The sequence below is a fragment of the Bradyrhizobium sp. WSM4873 genome (genome assembly GCF_055811355.1).
Window position 1 is genome coordinate 1 of the sequence record NZ_JBVVPS010000134.1, and the last position, 320, is coordinate 320.

The following is a 320-nucleotide window of genomic DNA, read 5'->3' on the forward strand; positions in this document are numbered from 1 at the left end:
CATTCGACGTAGAGGTCGCAGAACCGGCTGTAGCCGTAGCCGTCGGGATGATGGCCGCGGTATTCCTCCCACAGCAGTGCCAGCGTTACGCTGCGGCGGCGCAACTCGGCATGGACATGCCCCCAATCCGGAAGCGGCTTCGATCGTGGCGGGTTGTAGCCGGCCGGCGCAAACAGCTTGCGCTCCAGGGCTGTGTCGTCGAGCTCCTCCGGGATCGGCCAGGTGATGCCGATCACCGCGGCCCGGCGGACATACTCCGCGATCGCCGTGCGACCGATCCCGACCGATCGGGAGATCACCCGATCGCTCACCCCACAGGC

Annotated in this window: 1 pseudogene; it reads right to left on the bottom strand. The window is 67.2% G+C overall.

Features of this window, described 5'->3' with window-relative positions:
- Nucleotides 1-320 (bottom strand): annotated as a pseudogene (locus AC0L21_RS38090) (IS21 family transposase); the annotation flags it as partial.